This window comes from Pseudomonas benzenivorans, from assembly GCF_024397895.1.
Classification (GTDB): domain Bacteria; phylum Pseudomonadota; class Gammaproteobacteria; order Pseudomonadales; family Pseudomonadaceae; genus Aquipseudomonas; species Aquipseudomonas benzenivorans_A.
Map to the genome: position 1 here is coordinate 1366786 of NZ_CP073346.1, position 18364 is coordinate 1385149.

At 63.3% G+C, this 18364-nt stretch carries 25 protein-coding genes; 22 read left to right on the forward strand and 3 right to left on the reverse strand.

Annotated features, from left to right (window positions below; genetic code table 11):
- The first annotated feature begins 87 nt into the window (after positions 1 to 87).
- The 16 genes from KDW96_RS22385 to KDW96_RS06495 all read left to right on the forward strand — a co-directional run bounded on the left by KDW96_RS22385 (position 88) and on the right by KDW96_RS06495 (position 9377).
- Positions 88 to 555 (forward strand): hypothetical protein, encoded by a 468-nt coding sequence (locus tag KDW96_RS22385; RefSeq protein ID WP_440447120.1) that lies wholly within the window; start codon positions 88 to 90, stop codon positions 553 to 555.
- A 429-nt stretch (positions 556 to 984) separates the two neighbouring features.
- Positions 985 to 1254 (forward strand): thioredoxin family protein, encoded by a 270-nt coding sequence (locus KDW96_RS06425; protein WP_255839608.1) that lies wholly within the window; start codon positions 985 to 987, stop codon positions 1252 to 1254.
- The gene (locus KDW96_RS06430; RefSeq protein ID WP_255839609.1) at positions 1208 to 1696 is read left to right on the forward strand and encodes a heavy metal-responsive transcriptional regulator; all 489 of its coding nucleotides are present in this window, start codon (positions 1208 to 1210) and stop codon (positions 1694 to 1696) included. The genes KDW96_RS06425 and KDW96_RS06430 overlap by 47 nt, the downstream gene beginning before the upstream one ends.
- The gene (locus KDW96_RS06435; RefSeq protein WP_255839610.1) at positions 1693 to 1965 is read left to right on the forward strand and encodes a thioredoxin family protein; all 273 of its coding nucleotides are present in this window, start codon (positions 1693 to 1695) and stop codon (positions 1963 to 1965) included. Before KDW96_RS06430 ends, KDW96_RS06435 begins: the two co-directional genes overlap by 4 nt.
- Positions 1955 to 2650 carry a cytochrome c biogenesis protein CcdA gene (locus KDW96_RS06440; protein ID WP_255839611.1) on the forward strand — a complete coding sequence of 232 codons (696 nt, stop codon included), beginning with the start codon at positions 1955 to 1957 and terminating at the stop codon, positions 2648 to 2650. The genes KDW96_RS06435 and KDW96_RS06440 overlap by 11 nt, the downstream gene beginning before the upstream one ends.
- An 11-nt stretch (positions 2651 to 2661) precedes the next feature.
- Positions 2662 to 3087, forward strand: coding sequence for a hypothetical protein (locus KDW96_RS06445; protein WP_255839612.1), 426 nt, complete (start codon positions 2662 to 2664; stop codon positions 3085 to 3087).
- Positions 3088 to 3114: 27 nt separating this feature from the next.
- A complete protein-coding gene (locus tag KDW96_RS06450) occupies positions 3115 to 3429 on the forward strand; it encodes a heavy-metal-associated domain-containing protein (RefSeq protein ID WP_255839613.1) in 315 nt (104 codons plus the stop codon).
- On the forward strand, positions 3426 to 4118 hold the full coding sequence (locus KDW96_RS06455) for a hypothetical protein (RefSeq protein WP_255839614.1): 693 nt from the start codon (positions 3426 to 3428) through the stop codon (positions 4116 to 4118). Before KDW96_RS06450 ends, KDW96_RS06455 begins: the two co-directional genes overlap by 4 nt.
- 598 nt (positions 4119 to 4716) lie before the next feature.
- Positions 4717 to 4989, forward strand: coding sequence for a hypothetical protein (locus KDW96_RS06460; protein WP_255839615.1), 273 nt, complete (start codon positions 4717 to 4719; stop codon positions 4987 to 4989).
- Positions 4986 to 5282: a LasR-specific antiactivator QslA gene (locus tag KDW96_RS06465; protein WP_255839616.1), complete on the forward strand. Its 297-nt coding sequence runs from the start codon at positions 4986 to 4988 to the stop codon at positions 5280 to 5282. The genes KDW96_RS06460 and KDW96_RS06465 overlap by 4 nt, the downstream gene beginning before the upstream one ends.
- Positions 5283 to 5502: 220 nt before the next feature.
- On the forward strand, positions 5503 to 6015 hold the full coding sequence (locus tag KDW96_RS06470) for an antirestriction protein ArdA (protein WP_255839617.1): 513 nt from the start codon (positions 5503 to 5505) through the stop codon (positions 6013 to 6015).
- 508 nt (positions 6016 to 6523) lie between these two features.
- Positions 6524 to 6895, forward strand: coding sequence for a helix-turn-helix transcriptional regulator (locus KDW96_RS06475; protein WP_255839618.1), 372 nt, complete (start codon positions 6524 to 6526; stop codon positions 6893 to 6895).
- 11 nt (positions 6896 to 6906) lie between these two features.
- Positions 6907 to 7734 (forward strand): replication initiator protein A, encoded by an 828-nt coding sequence (locus KDW96_RS06480; RefSeq protein WP_255839619.1) that lies wholly within the window; start codon positions 6907 to 6909, stop codon positions 7732 to 7734.
- 244 nt (positions 7735 to 7978) lie between these two features.
- Entirely contained in the window at positions 7979 to 8617 is a 639-nt protein-coding gene (parA, locus tag KDW96_RS06485; protein ID WP_255839620.1) for a ParA family partition ATPase, read from the forward strand.
- Positions 8614 to 8856: a hypothetical protein gene (locus tag KDW96_RS06490; RefSeq protein WP_255839621.1), complete on the forward strand. Its 243-nt coding sequence runs from the start codon at positions 8614 to 8616 to the stop codon at positions 8854 to 8856. The genes parA and KDW96_RS06490 overlap by 4 nt, the downstream gene beginning before the upstream one ends.
- Complete coding sequence (locus KDW96_RS06495) at positions 8853 to 9377, forward strand: S26 family signal peptidase (protein ID WP_255839622.1); 525 nt, start codon at positions 8853 to 8855, stop codon at positions 9375 to 9377. The genes KDW96_RS06490 and KDW96_RS06495 overlap by 4 nt, the downstream gene beginning before the upstream one ends.
- Positions 9378 to 9827: 450 nt before the next feature.
- Here KDW96_RS06495 and KDW96_RS06500 read toward each other — a convergent pair whose 3' ends face one another.
- Together KDW96_RS06500 and KDW96_RS06505 are read right to left on the reverse strand one after the other, a co-directional pair.
- A complete protein-coding gene (locus KDW96_RS06500; RefSeq protein ID WP_255839623.1) occupies positions 9828 to 10571 on the reverse strand; it encodes a cache domain-containing protein in 744 nt (247 codons plus the stop codon).
- A 105-nt stretch (positions 10572 to 10676) separates the two neighbouring features.
- A complete protein-coding gene (locus tag KDW96_RS06505; RefSeq protein WP_213640978.1) occupies positions 10677 to 11432 on the reverse strand; it encodes a FadR/GntR family transcriptional regulator in 756 nt (251 codons plus the stop codon).
- A 239-nt stretch (positions 11433 to 11671) separates the two neighbouring features.
- On the opposite strand from KDW96_RS06505, the gene KDW96_RS06510 reads away from it, so the two are divergent.
- The 6 genes from KDW96_RS06510 to KDW96_RS06535 all read left to right on the forward strand — a co-directional run bounded on the left by KDW96_RS06510 (position 11672) and on the right by KDW96_RS06535 (position 17822).
- Entirely contained in the window at positions 11672 to 13096 is a 1425-nt protein-coding gene (locus tag KDW96_RS06510) for a gamma-aminobutyraldehyde dehydrogenase (protein ID WP_255839624.1), read from the forward strand.
- Positions 13097 to 13262: 166 nt separating this feature from the next.
- Positions 13263 to 13868: a dimethylamine monooxygenase subunit DmmA family protein gene (locus KDW96_RS06515; RefSeq protein WP_255839625.1), complete on the forward strand. Its 606-nt coding sequence runs from the start codon at positions 13263 to 13265 to the stop codon at positions 13866 to 13868.
- A complete protein-coding gene (locus KDW96_RS06520; RefSeq protein ID WP_255839626.1) occupies positions 13865 to 14833 on the forward strand; it encodes a PDR/VanB family oxidoreductase in 969 nt (322 codons plus the stop codon). Before KDW96_RS06515 ends, KDW96_RS06520 begins: the two co-directional genes overlap by 4 nt.
- Before the next feature lie 15 nt (positions 14834 to 14848).
- Positions 14849 to 15901, forward strand: coding sequence for a heme-dependent oxidative N-demethylase family protein (locus KDW96_RS06525; protein ID WP_255839627.1), 1053 nt, complete (start codon positions 14849 to 14851; stop codon positions 15899 to 15901).
- Positions 15902 to 15976: 75 nt separating this feature from the next.
- Positions 15977 to 17173, forward strand: a complete 1197-nt coding sequence (locus KDW96_RS06530) for an MFS transporter (RefSeq protein WP_255839628.1) — start codon at positions 15977 to 15979, stop codon at positions 17171 to 17173.
- Between the two features lie 265 nt (positions 17174 to 17438).
- Entirely contained in the window at positions 17439 to 17822 is a 384-nt protein-coding gene (locus KDW96_RS06535) for a helix-turn-helix transcriptional regulator (protein WP_370295355.1), read from the forward strand.
- A gap of 14 nt (positions 17823 to 17836) precedes the next feature.
- On the opposite strand, the gene KDW96_RS06540 is transcribed toward KDW96_RS06535, so the two are convergent.
- Positions 17837 to 18361 (reverse strand): helix-turn-helix transcriptional regulator, encoded by a 525-nt coding sequence (locus tag KDW96_RS06540; RefSeq protein WP_255839629.1) that lies wholly within the window; start codon positions 18359 to 18361, stop codon positions 17837 to 17839.
- Between the last annotated feature and the right edge of the window lie 3 nt (positions 18362 to 18364).

Here is an 18364-nt window from a genome sequence, read left to right on the forward strand (position 1 = left end):
TGATATTGCCACTCAAATTTTTCAGTCAAGGACTGACTTATACGCTGAACTCGTGGGGTCAGCCAGGTACGTGGTTCGGCGGTGGATTTGTTCAACCTGTACAGCGCCGAGGAGGAAACCCTGGAGGGCTTCGACAGCATTGTCCTCGCGGTGCGCCATCTGCCGGTGACCGACCTGTACCACGCGCTTAAGGTCGAGCTTGAGAATGTCCATCGCGTGGGCGATTGCGTGGTACCGCGTAAGACTGATCACGCAATCTTCGAGGAATTCCTGGCCGGTCGGGAGATATTCGACAACTGGAAGCGTTACATAGAACCGGGCTCAATTGAGCAACTCAACGGCCCGATCGACTGTCGGGCGCTGGGGATCATCGAAATCCACAAGAAAATCGCTGGTCAGAACCTGCGAGGTGCCCTGGTAGCAACCATGGGGAAGGCCAAGCTCCTCAGCGAGGCGCTCCGTATCTTCGACCCGCATCGGAAACTGTTCACGGATATCGGTGACATGGGGAGACCGATCCAATGTCAGGAAGATGGCAAGCTCGAGATCGGATAGAAGGTGGTGAAGACGTCGCGTCTTGCTACCGGGGAGGCGGTGGGAACGGCCCTGCGAAGATACATCCCTGGTGTAGATGAAAGGCTTGTAGTCCGGTCCCTGGCCTTGGCCACGGCCCTCCTTTAGCCTTCGATCGATCTGGGCCCGGGTCAGTCCCTTGAATGTTCCAGACATGATAAAGCCACCATCCGCTGTGTAGATCATCTCAACATAGCGGATAGTGGCTTAGGATGAAACTCTATTAATACGGATGATACTTTATTCGCACCGATGAGACTTTATTTAGCTCCCACAAAACCACACTTCTTTTGCTTGACTCTGGAGTGGGCTCCAAGGTCTATCGTCAAATTAGCGTGACGGATTGAGGGAGGTCGCCTACCTCTGAGTCCAGCGCTACCTGGAAACTATCGACATAGGAGGAGCGACAGCATGGCTACGCAACGTCAGATCGAAGTTTTCAGCGCAGGTTGTCCCGCTTGCGAGGAGGTCGTAGCGCTCATCCAGAACGCGGCTTGTCCATCTTGCGAAGTTCATGTACTGGACATGCGCCAAACCGCCGTCGCCCAACGCGCCAGGGCGCTGGGCGTGCGTTCGGTGCCGGCCGTGGTTATCGACGGCAAGCTGGCCGATTGCTGCGCCAACCGTGGGATTGATGAAGGCATATTGCGCGCAGCCGGTCTGGGCCGGCCACTGCCCTAGCGGCGTGGCGATGCTCACCATCGGCCAACTCGGTCGGCTGGCCGCGGTCAGCCCCGATACCCTGCGTTACTACCAGAACGAGGGTTTGTTGCAGCCAGATGGCAAGAGCGCTGCCGGCTATCGGCTGTACACAGCTGCCGCCGCCCAGCGGATTCGCTTCATCAAACACGCCCAGGAGTGCGGTTTTTCACTGGCCGAGATCCGCGAACTGCTGACCCTGCGTCATAGCGAATCGGCGTGCTGCGGCGATGTCCGCCGTCTGGCGGTCGAGAAGAAGCTGCTGCTCGAACACAAGATTCGCGCGATGCAGGCGATGTCCACGGCACTCGACCGGTTGATCACCGATTGCAATGATGAGGCCGGCCCGGTAGACGACTGTCCGATTCTAGCCGCGCTGGATCAGGCCGATGCGCCGGCGCCACCCCGTGGAGGCCGAGCATGAAGGTCGAACTGCTCCAGCTTGCAGGCTGCGATCGCTGCTGCGATGCCCGCCTGGACTTGCAGGCGGAGGCACAACGCCTACTGGGCGCCGAACTGGAGTGGCGCGAAGTAGATGCGCTGGTCGAGTTGGACTATGCCGTCGAACTGGGTGTGCTGTCCCTGCCAGCACTCGCCATCGATGGCCAACTGGTGTTCGCTTCGCTGCCAACGCCTGCGCAACTGGCTGCCGAACTGCGCAGGCGACTGGGAGAACGTCCCGATGGAGCTTGAGGCGCTGCGCTTGGCGATTACCCAGGGCACCCTCGTCGCCGTTGGCCTGAGCCTCATGGCGGGTCTGTTCTTCAGCCTGAGTCCCCTGGCTTTGGCGGCGCTGCCGGTGCCGCTCGCTTATGTCACCCGTGCCCGTTCGCCTCAGGATGCCGCTCGCTATGGCCTGAGTTTCATCGCCGGCATGCTCGCGGCCCTGGCTCTGCTGGGCCTGTTGGCCGGCTTGGGCGGTGGCTGGGTGCAGGATTTGCTGGGGCGCTATTGGGGTCTTGTCCTTGGACCCTGGCTGATCCTGCTTGGGCTACTGTGGTTGGGTCGAATCAGGCTGTCCTTGCCTGCCCCGGGCTTCAAGGCCAGACGACCCAGCACGGCCTGGGGCGCTTTTGCACTGGGCGTACCGTTCTCGGTGGCGGTGTGCCCGGTGTGCGCGCCGGCGCTGATCGTCCTGCTGGGAGCAGCCGCCGCAAGTGGATCACCGGCATTGGGCGCACTGCTGCTGGCCAGTTTCGCCGTGGGTCGTGCAATACCGCTGGCGATCGCGACCACGGCTGTCGGAGGGCTGCAACAGTTGCAAGCGGTGGCTCGATTCGGCCAGCTCTACGAGCTGTGCGGCGGCATTGGCTTGGTGCTGACCGGGCTGTACCTGCTCAACGCCTATTTCAGGTTCCTGCCCGCACTGGCGGGTTAGGCACAAACGCCATGGCCCGTTTAGCTCGCCACAACAGCACCCCGCAGGTCGAACCTGCTCCCCCAGGGTCAGTGTTGCGCTGGCTGGCACTGCTGTCTTCATCGGGCACCCTGATCTGTTGCGCGCTGCCGATTCTGCTGGTGTCCCTCGGCCTCGGCACCGCCGTGGCCGCCCTGACCGCCGAGTTACCGCTGCTCATCACCCTGGTCGAATACAAAGCCTGGGTGTTTGCCGTCTCGGCCGCGCTACTGGCGGTGGCCGGCTACAGCACCTTTCGCCCTAGCCGGCTATGCCCAGTCGACCCGGCGCTGGCCGCGGCTTGCCAGCGCGCGCAGCGCTTGAGTGCACGGTTGTTCTGGCTGTCGCTGACGATCTGGAGCCTGGGCTTCTTGATGGCCTATCTCGCCTTGCCGGTACGTATCTGGCTGGGCGAATGAAGCCTCCACCCGAAACGGAGGGACTCGATGAAAACGCTCAATATGAAATCACTGCTTACCCTGCTGCTATGCCTGCCAGTTCTGGCCTGGGGCATCCAGCGTCAGGTGGTAGAGATCGAGGTACGCGGCCTTACCTGCCCGTTCTGCGTCTACGGCTTGTCGCAAAACCTCAACAAGGTGCCAGGCGTAGACAAGGCCGAGGTCGATCTCGACGCACGCCGTGCCCGGATCGAGCTGAGCCCAGGACAGACGCCCAACATCGAGCAGTTCAGAGCCATCATCCGCGACGCCGGTTTCACCCCGGGCGAGGCCCGAGTGCATAGCGAGGAGCTGAGCCCATGAGAACTTCCGCCGCGAGTTTGCTGTTGATCGCCGGCCTGGCCGTGCTGCCAGCGTCGGCCATGGGCCTGCGCTCCTTCGTTGCCCTGCCGCTGGAAAAGGGCGGCACCGTATTGCGGCCGCTGGTGGAGTACAACGGCGAAGCCGACACGACCCAGCTCACCACTGAGCTGGGTTACGGGCTGTCCGCGAACCAAACGCTGTTGTTGGCGCTGCCCTATAGACTTGCCGGTGGCCAAGGCGAGCGAATCGGGGATCTTTCGGCGCTCTACCGTCACCAGCTCTGGTCAGCCGATAGCTATTCCGGCACCACGCGCTGGTCGTTGCTCGGCGGTGCCTTCGTTGATCGCGACGGGAAGCTGCGCCCGCAACTGGGCACTGTCGCCACTTGGTTCCACGACCGTCATGAGATAGATGCCGACTTGCTGGCCGCCGGGAGTGGCAGTGGCGCCCCCCGCAGCGGGCGCTACGACCTGTCCTGGCAGTACCGTCTGAACCCGGGCGACAGGGTGTGGTGGATGTCGGTTCTGGAACTGGGCGGGCGCTGGCAAGAAGGACACCGCGCGACACAACAACTGACGATGGGGCTGCAACGCATCGAGGGCCGCTGGGTCATCGAAGGTGGCGTGGTGCGCGACCTCAACAATGACCACGACACCTCGACCTTACTGGGCGTCCGCTTTCATTTTTGAGCGTCGAGGGCAGGACTCTAAAGCAAAATGCGACTCCAGCTGCTTCTTTGCGTGCACCGCTTCTCATCTGGTTGCAGCTCGGTGGTTGCAGAAGAAGCGATCCAGCCATCAATGGGGACACCCGATCCTCCCACCCTGTGGCTCAGGCTCTTCGAATGAGCGATGCCCCGTCTTGAAGGCGGAGGTAGTCGGTACAGCACGTTCGATGTGCGTGGCGAACAATCCTGCTACGCCACAGTATGTTGCCATCCTGAAACCCGCAGGCTAGAGTGCGCCCGTCGTGGTCAATCCCACGGCCGGGCGTCAGAACCCGATGAAACCAGGGCGCGGTAGCGCCATAGCTGAGCAGCAGACACGCTGATGTACTGCTATCGCTTTTCTATGGCAGGCCGTGCGGGGCAGGCTTTTGCCTGGCCGGTTCCCTTGGTTTCCGGTTTCTGACCCCCGTACGGTCTGCCACCATACTGCGTCAGAACGGTCGGTGGCGGCTCCTTAATCAAACCGAGGAGCATAAGGAAAATGCGCTACCCCCTTTTTACCCAAGAGCTCCGCCTTGGGCCTCTGGTCTTGTTGTTTGCCTCCATCCCGGAGGTGCGCCATGGCTGAGTTCGAAACCTGCGTTGTGCCCTTCCCGCGGCAGCCGAGTCCGCTGCACGAATCCGAACGCTCGCCCCTGCCCGTCGAAGCCGCCGCCGAATTGCGCGCCACCATGCTCGGTAATTTGTTGGATCAACTGGCCGAGCCGGACGGCTTTCAGCCAGATGACCTGCGTGTACGGGTGGCGGCCTACTCGGCCCTGGACCTGCTGGACGAGCTGGTCGTGCTGTACCGCCGCGCGCTGTCCGAAGCGCGAGGAGGTGTCGCGTCATGAGCAAAGGTGTCGTCACCCTGCTGCCGCCGCACGACGGCCATCCCGGCATGGAAATCAACTGGGCTGCGGACTGTCGTCCGGCCTTCAACCGAGGCGTCAGCTTTGCCCAGACCTGGCTCGACAACACCCGCAGTGGTTGGCTCTGGGCGGCGATGATCGCCGAGCGCGATCACCTGCCCCGGGCCATCGAGCGCCGCGCTTTCGAGGTGGGTTTTCTCAGCCGCATCCACCAGCGCCTGTGCTCACCCCGCTGCGGGGTGGAGCCGCTCAGGGATGTAACCCTGAGTCTCTAGGCCAGTAGCTGAGCCGGCGCTGCCGCCGGCTCAGCTGACAGAAGCAGGGGTTCTTGCCCCCTCAAAATCAAGAAAAATAGACGGTTTCCACCCGGCCGCTGCGCGGGGTGGAGCCTCCGCGATTTTTCCTGACTTTTTCACGACGGCCTTAGTCGCCCTAGTCGGCAGGGGTTCATGCGCAGCGCAAGCGCAGAACCCTGAAGACCAAGGAGCGAAAGCCATGAGCGAAGAAATCAGGATTTTTGTAGCCGACCTGGCCGCCTACAACGCCGGTCACCTGCATGGCGTCTGGATCGATGCCACCCTGGAGCTGGACGCCATCCGGGCGCAGGTCGACGCCATGCTGGCAGCCTCGCCGGTCGAGGGTGCGGAGGAATACGCCATCCACGACTTCGAGGGCTTCGACGGCTATCGCCTCGGTGAATACGCAGGCCTGGAGAGCGCCCACGAGATCGCTTGCTTTATCGAGGAGTACCCCGCGTTCGGCGGCGCCCTGCTCGCCCACTTCAACGACCTGGAGCACGCGCGCAAGGCGGCCGAGGAAGACTACTGCGGCTGCTACAGCTCGCTGGCCGACTACGCCCAGGAGCTGACAGAGGAAACTAGCAGCATTCCCCAGCACCTGGCCCTCTACATCGACTACCGCGCCATGGCTCGCGACCTGGAGATGGGCGGCGATGTGTTCACCCTGGAGACCGGCTTCGAGCAGGTGCACGTGTTCCGGAATCGCTAGACCGAACGCAGGGCACCGGGGCCTACCCGGTGCCTTTGTTTTCTGCGCCCCTGTCCTGTCGGCCACCCGCGCGCCCCACCCAGGAGGCTGATCCACGGTGCGAGCACCTGGCGCTCAGCCTGAAGCCGTCGCCCTGTGGGGATGCTGATTCAGACCGTTACGGTCTTACGTCTTTGCCCAAATCCGTAGATCCGTATCCACGGATTTACGGATCTGTGGGGATGCGGATTTACGCTTCTACGGATTTACGGAAATCCGTGAATGCGTAGTTCAGGTTTTACAGAAAGCCGTAGAAGCGTAACTACGTAGCCCCACGCGCTCGGTTTGTCACGCAGGTGCTTGTGGCTGGTGGTCGCTCGCGTAAGTGGGCGTACTCGGTCAGCGCCCAGACCTTGCGGGTCTCAATCCACGCCCCTGTTGCCTTCGCATTCGCCCAGACCCAACCCAGCATGATCAACCACGACGAGTGCCGCACGGTGCACCTCCCACGTCAACGGAGGACACCCCCATGTCGCGCTCACCCGAGCTTTCCCGTCACCCGCAGCCCATCGATCTCGACGCCCCGCTGCACCGCAAAGCCGGCCCCACGGCCCACGCCCTGAGACCCGTAGAGCGCGCCAGTGAAGCGCTCACGCCCCAGGCCTGCCCTTCCCCGCGCTACCTCACCAACCACGAAGCCGCGGCCTTCCTGCGCCTGTCGCCGCGCACCCTGGAGAAGCAGCGGGTGATCGGCGGCGGGCCGCGTTTCCACAAGTTCGGTCGACGGGTGATGTATGCGCTGGCCGATCTCGAGGCCTGGGCCGGTGAGCGCAGTTTCGAGACCACCTTCGACCCCGAGTACCTCGACCGCCACCCGGGAGCCCAGCGTGATGAGCAGTGAAGCCCTTGCCCATGAATCGCGACGTACGTGCCCTGCCTGCGCAGAGCGGGCAACTGGAGCTGTTTCGTGCCCTGCCGGGCGATCTGGCGCCGCGCGACGCCCAGGACCTGATGGCGCACCCGTTCTTCTCCCTGGCCAAGTCACGCCGTACGGTGCCCATCGACTTTCGCTCGGGCGAAGTGAGGGTGCGCGTGGAAGGCACGCTGGAACATGGCATCGCCACGATCTGGGATGCCGACATCCTGATCTGGGCGGCCAGCCAGCTGGTCGAGGCGCGCGATGCAGGCATCCCCACCTCGCGACTGATGCGCGCCACGCCCTACCAGATCCTGCGCTTCATCGGCCGCGGCACCTCGTTGCGCGACTACCAGCGCCTCAAGGCCGCCCTGGATCGGCTGCAGTCGACCAGCGTGGCCACCTCGCTTCGCGCGCCCAGCGGCCGACGCCTGCACCGCTTTTCCTGGATCAACGAGTGGAAGGAGCTGGCCGCGGCGGATGGCCGGCCGCTGGGCATCGAGCTGATCCTGCCGGACTGGTTCTACCGCGGGGTGCTGGATCAGGCCCTGGTGCTGACCATCGACCCGGCCTACTTCCGCCTCACCGGCGGCATCGAGCGCTGGCTGTACCGCCTGGTGCGCAAGCATGGCGGCAAGCAGAAGGACGGCTGGCAGTTCGACTTTCGCCACCTGCACCGCAAGTCGGGGAGCTCGGCGCGCTATTCGGACTTCGCCAAGGATCTGCGCGCGCTGGTCGTTCGTCAGTCGCTGCCGGGGTATCGCCTGGAGGTTGTGCGCCTGTGTCCCTCGACCGAACTGCTGAGCTTCCGGGCCGTGCCGTAGACGGCACGGGGATAACTTCGGGAAAAGCTGTGAATTCAGTCGTGCTATCAGGCGCAAGCGGACTCGTGCTATCGGGCGCATCACTATCGTGCCATCAGGCGCACAAACTCCTCTGCAGGCCACGGCTGGCGCGGCATCCAGCCTCCCTTAACTTAACTAACTTAAAAGCTCTAACTTGTTATTGGGGCAGCGCCCGATTGTGGACAGGTGCCGATCGGGGCGGTTTGGCCGGGGAGAAACGGCCATGATCCTCGCCCTGCTCAACCAGAAAGGCGGGGTCGGCAAGACCACCCTGGCCACCCACATCGCCGGCGAACTGGCCCTGCGCGGCCACAACGTCATCCTGCTCGATGCCGACCCGCAGGGCTCGGCCCTGGACTGGACCCAGCGACGCAGCCAGCAAGGCTTGCCCCGGCTTTTCGGCGCCGTCGGCCTGGCCCGCGAAACGCTGCACCAGGAGGCGCCGGAGCTGGCCCGCCGTGCCGACCACCTGATCATCGACGGGCCACCGCGCATTGCCGCCCTCGCCCGCTCGGCGTTGTTAGCCACCGACCGCGTGTTGATCCCGGTGCAGCCCAGCCCCTACGACCTGTGGGCCAGCGCGGAGATGGTCAACCTGATCCGCGAGGCGCAGCTGTTCAGGCCTGCGTTGCGCGCGGCGTTTGCCATCAACCGCCGCGTCAGCACCACGGTGATCGGCCGGGAAGCGCGCGGCGCCCTGGCCGAGCAACCGCTGCCGGCGCTGCAGGCCGAGGTGCGCCAGCGCATCGTCTTCGCCGAAAGCGTGGCAGCCGGTCGCCTGGCCCGTGAACTGGCGCCGGACAGCGCCGCCGCGCACGAGGTCAGCCGCCTGGTCGACGAGCTGCTGGGGTGGTCAACATGAGCGGCAAGCGCATCGGTATCGGTGCACGCCCGCTGGCCGATCCGCAGGCCGAGGCCTGGATACGCCAGGGCGCCGCCATCGACAACGGCAAGGCCGCACGCTACACGGCGCGGCTGACACTGGACGTGACGCCGGCACTGCGCACGCGGATCAAGCTGGCGGCGTTCAATCGCGGCGTAACGGTGGCGCAGCTGCTGCGCGAGGTGCTGGAGCGGGAATACCCGGAGGTCATGTCATGAGGCGGGGCACTCGCTGTGCGCGCTGGCCCCTGGCCCTGGCAGCCGGCGCCCTAGTTGCACTGGGCTGGGCGGCGCTCGCGAAGTCGCCGCCATGGCTGGTCTACAACGCCTCCTACAGCGCGCCCATCGGCTGGTATCGCATCACACCAACCAGCACGGTTGCAGCCGGCGATCTGCTGCTGGTTCGCTTGCCAGCAGAGGCGATGACGCTGGCAGCGCAGCGGGGCTATCTACCGGCGAACGTGCCGCTGCTGAAGACCGTGGCGGCAGCGGCGCCGCAGCAGGTGTGCGTGCAGGGCAACCAGGTGCGCATCGATTACCGGCTGGTGGCCAGGCGTTTGCGACGAGATCGACAGGGTCGCACGCTGCCAGCCTGGACAGGTTGTCGGCGCCTGGTTGGCGATGAACTGTTCCTGCTCGGCAGCCACCCAGAGTCGTTCGACAGCCGCTACTTCGGCCCGGTGCCTGTCGACGCGGTAATCGGCCAAGCGCAGCCCTTGTGGTTGGAGTCGCGTCGATGAGCCGGTCGTTTCCAGGTCGATCCGCCTGCCGACTCTGCGTGCTCGGCGTGCGCAATCGCGCGCCGCCACTCTCTCGGCAGAACTGCCCTTGCCCACCGGGTCGGACACTCGTTGGCACGCAACCTGATCACCCTGATCAACCACCCGGGACAGGCCAAGGCAGAGGAAGAGCGGAGGGCAAGATAAAAGGGGGCGGCACTTCGTTGGCCCGGAAAGCAGTCTGCACGGGGGTTGGAGACGGCACCCAGCTGGTGCTGTGGCGTGCCGTATATACCCAATAGCCGCGCCACTACTGGCCCAATCTCGTGCCTAGTACGCGGCACTACGATTAACTTGGAGGAGCTTCCGACATGGCAAAGGAGCGCCATCAGAGCAACAGAGCAGCCGGACTCATGCCTGCCACAAGGTAGCGATCAGGGCGGCGATACGCCCCATCTGCCCCATACCAACTTAATGGCGAAGGCCTGGCAACTGAATCAGCGACCACCCTGCCTCCGGCTCCTCCAGCACCAGCCGCACGCCTTGCATGGGCCTTGGGTCCAGCAACTTGGGCGCCAGGTCACCTACCATCCAGTTAGCTGTATTTGACGCAATGATCCGGCCCTCGGTGGATATCAAAACTGCTTCGTTTGCCAAGCACATGAGACTGCGGATCAGCATTTTCTCGACGTTGTGCAGTGAAAGGTCCAGCCCGGCGACCCCGATGAAACGGTCATCGACGATGATCGGCATCGTGAAGGTCAGCACGTACATGTTGGTGCCATAGAGATCTACATACGGCCCCTCGACGCTGCTATTGTGAGAATCCCGCGGACGGGCATACCACGGCATGTTGGTGTAGTCGTAGAAGTTCTCTCGGCGCCGGTCGAAGTTCGGGCGTAACGGCAGGGTTTTGCCTCCATCGGCCAGGTACCACCATTCGAGGTGCATCTCGCGGTCGGCCAGACAACCTGGCTCGACGATCACCCCGCCACCACAGCCGAACGCGCCCGTAGCCAGCAATTGCGCATCGATCGCAGGACGCAGCAGTGCCAAATCCTTCGAGGCCGGCTGACGCCCCTCCGCTAGCACACGCGCCCACAGCTCGACCGTTACGTCCACCAGTTGCCGAACCTGGCTGAAGATGGTCCCCACCGTGCTGTTGAGCTGCCGGGCACAAACAGCAAGGGGGTCGTTATCGCTCACGACAGACATGGCATTTTCCTCACGCAGGTTCTTTTGTACGTTGTTGTTATCAAAATGCTCTGGCACTGCTTGGTATATGGGCCGAGTTCGCACCGCAACGGCCAGGCAGCGAGCTCAGCTCGGCAGCTCATTGTCGGCCAGCAGCTCCAGGCGCAACGCCATCAGACGCTTGATGCCCCGGCTCACATGAGCTTCGGCCAGAGCTCCAGCCAGCACCGCATCGCCATTGACCAAGGCTTCGAGAATGGCCCGGTGCTCCTGTTCGATCACGGTCACGTCACTGCCACCGGCGGCTTCCATCCAGAGCAGCTCGCCGATTTCCGACTGCAGGCGCATTTCGGCATGGGTCAGGCGCAGCGACTGAGCGGCAGCAGCCACCTCGATATGGAAGCGCGCATCGGCACGATGCCGAGCCAGGCGCGTGGAGGCCTGTTTCAGCGACTCGATGTGCTGGGCAATGCGCGTCTGCTGCTCGCGGGAACTGCGATGAGCCGCCAGACGCGCCGCGGTACCGGAAATCGCTATCTGCTCGTCGCCAAGATCGCGCAGGTCCGGGCCGCTCATGTCCTGCAAACGCCGAAGCAGCAACGGCTCGGGCAACTCCACCGGTGCACAGACGAAACTGCCACCGTTGCGCCCTCGACGCGTCTCGATCAGCCCACGTTGACGCAAGGTGACCAGCGCCTCGCGCAGCGTCACAGTCGCCACCCCCAACTGCAGGGCCAGCTCGCTTTCACTTGGTAGTTGCTGGCCCTCGGCGAACAGCCCCAACTCAATGGCCTCCACCAGCCGGCGCACCACCTCGTCGGTACGGCCTTCCTGGCGCAGGCGGATAAATGCGGTGCTGCGGGCGGTATTCAGGGCACTCAATTGACTCTCCCTATTCAGTAGGTTCAACCAGGCCCGAAGGGCAAAGGGTTAAACGTTCAATTCCGCATCTTATAGAGGTTAGGGGGGCACTGATACGGTCGCTACCCCCCCTCTCCAACCCATGAAATCGCGTTCGCGAGCAATTATCGATGAAAAGGTTGGCAACCTTCAAACATTAAGATATGTTTTCATATGTTTAAGGCCTGAACCCCAACGACAAAACCCACAAGGGAGCCGCCATGCAAACGAACCTCCTGATCGACGGCCAGCTGGTCGCCGGTGAAGGTGCCAGCCACGCCGTGTACAACCCCTCCATCGGCGAAGTGCTGGTCAACATCAACGAGGCCAGCAGCGCCCAGGTGGACGCCGCCGTACAGGCCGCCCAGCGAGCCTTCGACGCCTGGTCGCAGACCACGCCGAAATGCCGTGCCGAGCTGCTGCTGAAGCTGGCCGAGCGCATCGAGGCCGAAGCCGAAACCTTCGCCCGCCTTGAGTCGCAGAACTGCGGCAAACCTTATCAGGCCGCACTGAACGACGAGATTCCGGCGATTGCCGACGTGTTTCGTTTCTTCGCCGGCGCCAGCCGCTGCATGAACGGCTCCGCCGGTGGCGAATATCTGCCCGGCCACACCTCGATGATCCGCCGCGACCCACTGGGCGTGGTCGCCTCCATCGCGCCGTGGAACTACCCGCTGATGATGGTGGCCTGGAAGCTCGCGCCGGCCCTGGCCGCTGGCAACTGCGTGGTACTCAAACCGTCCGAACAGACCCCGCTGACCGCCCTGAAGCTGGCCGGCATCATCAACGATCTGTTCCCCGCCGGCGTGGTCAACATTCTCATCGGCAAGGGCCCCAGCGTTGGTGAACCTCTGGTGACCCATCCGCAGGTGCGCCTGGTCTCGCTCACCGGCTCCGTGGCCACCGGTGCACGCATCGTTGCCAATACCGCCAGCAGCGTTAAGCGCACCCATATGGAACTGGGCGGCAAGGCCCCGGTACTGATCTTCGAGGACGCCGACATCGACGCCGCAGTCGAGGGCATCCGCGCCTTCGGCTTCTACAACGCCGGCCAGGACTGCACCGCAGCCTGCCGCTTGTACGTGCAGCAAGGCGTCTACGAGGAGTTCGTGCAGAAGCTGGGGGCGGCCGTGGGCAGCATCCGTTACGGCCTGCAGGAGGACCCGCAAACCGAGCTCGGCCCACTGATTACACGCGACCATCTGGAGCGCGTGGAAGGCTTCGTCGAACGCGCCAAGGCGCTGCCGCACATCCGCGTGATCACCGGTGGCAAACGCGTGCCCGGCCCAGGCTACTTTTTCGAACCGACCGTGCTGGCCGACGCCCGCCAGGACGACGAAATCGTCCAGCGCGAGATCTTCGGCCCGGTGGTCAGCGTCACTCCGTTCAGCGACGAAGCCCAGGCCCTGAGCTTCGCCAACGACTCCGACTACGGCCTGGCTTCCTCGGTCTGGACCCGCGACGTCGGCCGCGCCAATCGCCTGGCCTCGCGCTTGCAGTACGGCTGCACTTGGGTCAACACCCACTTCATGCTGGTCAGCGAAATGCCCCACGGCGGCATGAAGCAATCCGGCTACGGCAAGGACATGTCCATGTACGGCCTGGAAGACTACACCTGCGTGCGGCATGTGATGTTCAAGCACTGAGCCTGAGCAGCAGCCTTGTGCGCCATTGAGGCATACAAGGCCTGGCACAAGGGGTGCGCCCCAATCTCAATAAGGGCTAACTGCCTTCGAAATAAAACATATAAAACAATAGGTAAAATGGCATAAATCCTACTTGGTCTCTGCCATTCACCAGCGAGGAGTCACCATGCTTATCACCGGCATCAAGAGCCGCCCGGTCTATGACCGCCTGCAACCGATGGTAGGTGGCCTGCGCCACCTTATCGTGGGCCAGGGCAGCGGCGGTGCGGCCATGCTGCGCCTGATCGGGGAGATGTCCCCGGCCCAGCGCCAGTCCAGCACCCTGCTCTACTCCACCGAATCTTTCTCCGGGCACAACCACCTGACCGAGCTGCGCCAGACGGAAGCCGACGACCTGCTGGTGTTCGACAGCAATCATGCGCTGATCGAAGGCCTGCGTCGCCTGCTGGAAAGCGCACACATGGGCACCCGTCTGTACCTGAGCGGTTCGGAGAGCTTCATCGGCACCGCCATGCAGGCCGCCAACGCAGTGGATCTTAATCGTGACGAAGTGCTGCGCGAGCACAGCGGCACCCTGGTACGCCGCGTCTGGTGCGCACACTGCGACACCTATACCGAGAACGTCACCCAACGCGTGTTCATCTGCCCCGGCTGCCAGCTGAACCTGGTCGTGCGCGACCACTACTCCCGCCGTCTGGCCGCCTTCCAGGGCATCAAGGCCGACGGCGAAGTCCCGGGCGAACTGCCACCTGCCGAGGAGCTGGATACATGAACACCCATAACGGAACCCTCAGCGTGCGGGTCGCGCGCATCGAGACCCTTACTCCGGAAATCAAACGTTTCACCCTGGTCGATCCGGACGGCAAGCACCTGCCGGCATTCTCCGGCGGTAGCCACGTGGTGGTGGTGATGGAAGACGGCGACAAGACCCACCGCAACGCCTACTCGCTGATGGGGTCGCCCTACGACTCCAGCGCTTACCAGATCGCCGTACGCCGGGTCGAAGATGGACGTGGCGGCTCGCGTTATCTGCACGACCGCGTGGAACAAGGCGCGCTGTTGCAGATCCTGCAGCCGGCCAACCTGTTCCCACTAGCCAAGCATGCCCGCCAGCACATATTCATCGCGGGCGGCGTGGGCATCACCCCGGTGTACTCGCAGATGGAAGAGCTGCACATCAAGCAGGCCGACTTCGAGCTACACCTGTCGGTACGCGGAGCGGAACACACCGCCCTGGGCCTAGAGCTGCAGGCCCGCTACGGAGCGCGCGTACACCTGTACGTACAGGGCCAGGATGCGCGCATGGACATCCGCCAGATTCTCGCCGGGCGCCCGCTGGGCAGCCACGTCTACGTCTGCGGCCCGGACAGCATGATCGACGACACCATCGACAGCGCTCACGTCCTGGGCTGGACCGACAGCCACATTCACTACGAACGCTTCGTCGAGCAGGGCTCCAGTGGCCAGTCGTTCAGCGTCACCCTGGCCCGCCAAGGCGTGACCATCGAGGTGCCCCCAGACCAGTCGCTGCTCGAAGCCGCCGAACAGGCCGGCTACAAGGTGCCCTACCTGTGCCGCGGCGGCGCCTGCGGCTACTGCGAAACCGAAGTGCTGGAACTCGACGGTGAACTGGACCACCGCGATGACTGGCTCAGCGAGGAGGACAAGCTGAGCAAACGCAAATTCATGCCGTGCGTATCCCGCGCCACCTGCAGCCGCCTGGTCGTAGACCTCTGAGATAGGAAAACAAAAATGACCGTATTCAAGCCAATCGAAACCTACGCCGACGACGACGCCAAGGACTTCACCTATTGCAACAGCCGCGAGGCCATCTTGCGCCTGCCCTTTCCGTACCCGGAAGACCAGTACATGTACTCGATGAACGTCGAGCCCCATGTGCCGTTCGGCCAGGGTGCGCTGCGCGCCCAGTTCGATATCGACGAGCATTACATTTCCGAATGCCACCACCGTGCGCAAACCCTCGACAGCCAGCCAGGTGTGCACTATGCCGCGCTGCCGCACATGATGGAGGCCCAGTGGGACCTGCTGGAGCTGCTGATGGAGTCCTACTCGCGGGACTTCCCCGAGCACTTCACACTGGTGAAGAACGGCAGCCAGTGGCACTGGATCAACCGCCCGCTGAAGATCGACCAGACCTTCACCTTCGGCGACGCCAGCAGCCTGCCGATGGAGCCTATGGAGTACATCACCCGCCAGGCCCAGGGCGAGTTCATCCTGCTCGAAGAGCGTGACGACACCCTGGTGATGGGGGCCGGCATGGCCACCCAGCGCGCCGACTACTCACTTCGCTTCAACCTGGGCATGAGCTTCATGGAATTCCACGGCCCAGTGCCGAAGCTGCACGAAATGGGCATCCTGCAACGCGCGCTGAAGTTCCTGCTGCGCCTGCGTCCGGGCCACCCGGTGCGCCGCACCAACTGGTCGATCACCGTCAACCCGCGCCTGGAAACCTCCGCCGAGACCCTGCCGGACTGGGCGCCGGATCGTACCATCGTCACCCCGGAAAACGCCGGTGAGCTGGTCAACCTGCGTATCGAGCTGCAACCGCTGCACCGCCTGCCGCGCAGCAACGCCGTGCTTTTCCCGGTGCGCACTTACCTGGTCAGCCTCAAGCAGCTGGCGGAGGCCGCGCCACAGTGGGCCAAGCGCATGCACCGCGTGATCCGCGACCTGGATCAGGAGCTGGTGGACTACAAGGGCTTCACTCGCTACCGCGACGCCATGGTCACCTGGCTCTCGCAGTACGACGACGGCACGCCTGTCGACGAAAGCCTGCAGCAGTAAATCTCAATACCCTGGGCGCGTCATTCCAGCGCGCCTTTTCTGCAATGCCATACTGGCCAATCAGGGATTACCCCGATGAATAAAACAATACGCAATGCCTTGCCCGAAAGCTGGAGTCTGGTGTTTTCCGCGGCGGGTTCCGCCTATGGCGTGGGCCTGCTCGGCCTGTGGGCGCTGCCGTTTTTGATCAGCGCCATCATCAACGACCTCGATCTCAACGAAGCCCAGGCCGGGCTACTGATGTCGGCCGAGTTCGGCTTCACCATGCTCGCCTCGCTGCTGGTGGCGCCCTTCATGGGGCGCGCGCCGCGCCGTACCCTAGCGCTAGGCGGCACCCTGCTGGCGATTGCCGCCAACCTGGTCAGTGCGCACATGAACGACCTGTATGCCCTGGGCGCCGTGCGCTGCGTGGCTGGTATCGGCGCGGGTCTGGCCCTGGCCTGCGGCAATGCCTGCGTAGCCAGTGCGAAACAGCCAGACCGCATTGCCGGGCATATGAACATCCTCTCGGTGTTGCTGATGATCGTGGTGATGCTCGGTTATGCCAAGGTCATGGCGCTGTATGGCTTGGCCGGCCTGTACTACGCGATGGCGGGAACCATGGCGGTGATGCTACTGGCGATTCCGGCGATGGAGCAGCGTGCAACGCTGGTCGAAGCCGCGGTGGTCGCGAAAAGTGGCCCGGGCAATGTACTGCTGAGCCTGCCGGCGATCTGCATGATGCTGGCGATGTTCGTGTTTCAGGCTCGCGACACCATGGGCTGGGCCTTCGTCGAGCGAATCGGCATCATGGTCGGCTACAGCGGTGAAGAGGTGGGTGTGCTGTTGTCATTCCAGTCCTTCGTCGGCCTGGTTGGGCCGCTGCTGGCGGCGATGATAGGCAAGCGCTTCGGCCTGAGCACCCCCGTGATCCTGGCGATCTTGCTGACCGGCGCGACCAGTCTGTGCTACGTGCTGGGCGAGTATTCCAAGACCATGTACACCGTGGGCGTGATGACTATCTGCATCACCTACTTCTATGCCCTGAGCTACCTGACCGGGCTGGCAGCAGCGATGGATCGCGAAGGCCGGATCGTAGCCGCATCAAGCAGCTTCCTGAGCCTGGGCCTGGCCGTGGGACCGGCAATTTCCGGTGGCTTGATCTCGCTGGGCGGGTTCAGCCTGGCGGCATGGGGCATCGCGGTGACCGTGGTGCTGACCCTGCTGCTGGTCATAGTCCCGCTGGCGAGCATTCGTCGTGAACATACCCAGATGAACCTGGCGGTAGCCTGACACGTACATATCTACAAGAGCGCCTGCTCTTGTAGATACTACGGTGCCGACGAGGGGGGGGCGAATCACCGAAACGGTAGTTAACGCCCCCTAAACCTCAAACCATATATTGTGGCAACTCGCGCTTATGCGCGGACTTGCAGCGGGAGAAACAACCCTTTTTCAACAGAATTGGTCGGGAACTACTCTTGCGTCCGCCGTTCTACGCTACAACAAGTTGTGCCGACGGACACTGATATCCACCATCTCCCCATGGAGCGTAATCATGGAGATAGAGATGGATACTTATGCGCGTACAACCGATGCCCTCGAGACTGCGTCTGAGCAGCACCTCCCCTTACCGGGCACGGAAGCCTACGAGTCGCTTCCGCAGTTCCCCAAGGGCAGTCCCCTGCCCTTCCGGCGCACCATTCGCAAGCATGAGCTTAGACAGATCGTCCCCCTGGCTGAATCAACGATCTACGAAATGGAACGTCGTGGCGAGTTCCCCAGGCGCTTCAACCTGACACCACGTTGCGTGGTCTGGGACCTGGCCGAGGTGGAGGCCTGGATCGAGGAGCGCAAACGGGCACCTCGGGTCAATATCAGCAAGCCGGATGTTTACCTCAGGAAAACCCGCCCTGTCCGGGCGGGCTCAAACCAAGCATGAAGTCGGCGCCGGCCTCATCCGACAAGGGCCTGCAGTTCCTTGGAGGTGGGACGCGTTAGCCGCCGCTCTTCCTTCGCTAGATTGACCTGTAGGGCCACCTGAGCCACGTCCAAGACACCGCCAGGCAGCAAATAGCTGCCTTTGGCCTGCAGCCAGGTCAGCACGTCCGCCAGGTGCCAGATCGAAGCACTGCCCTCGTGCACCGGCGTGGGGAAGCTGCTCGGATAAGCCAACATCAGCTTGCGCATGTTCTGGCGTGACACGCCGACGATCTCCGCCACATCGGTTAGTCCGACCAGGTCCGGTGCCACCTCGATCAGCCTGGCCGACAGTACGGCACTGCGCACGTCGGCCAGTCCGCTGCGCACAGCCGCTTCAGCGTTCTCCGCTTCACGGGTGAACTCCAGCGCCAGACGACCTGGCTGGCCAATGCCGATCAGGGCATCGTCGCATCCGGCCTCACCGAGGCGCTCGACCAATGCTTCCAGGTCACGGTCATCGTCGGCCAGTTGGTATTTCAGAGTGAAGGTGTATTCCATAGC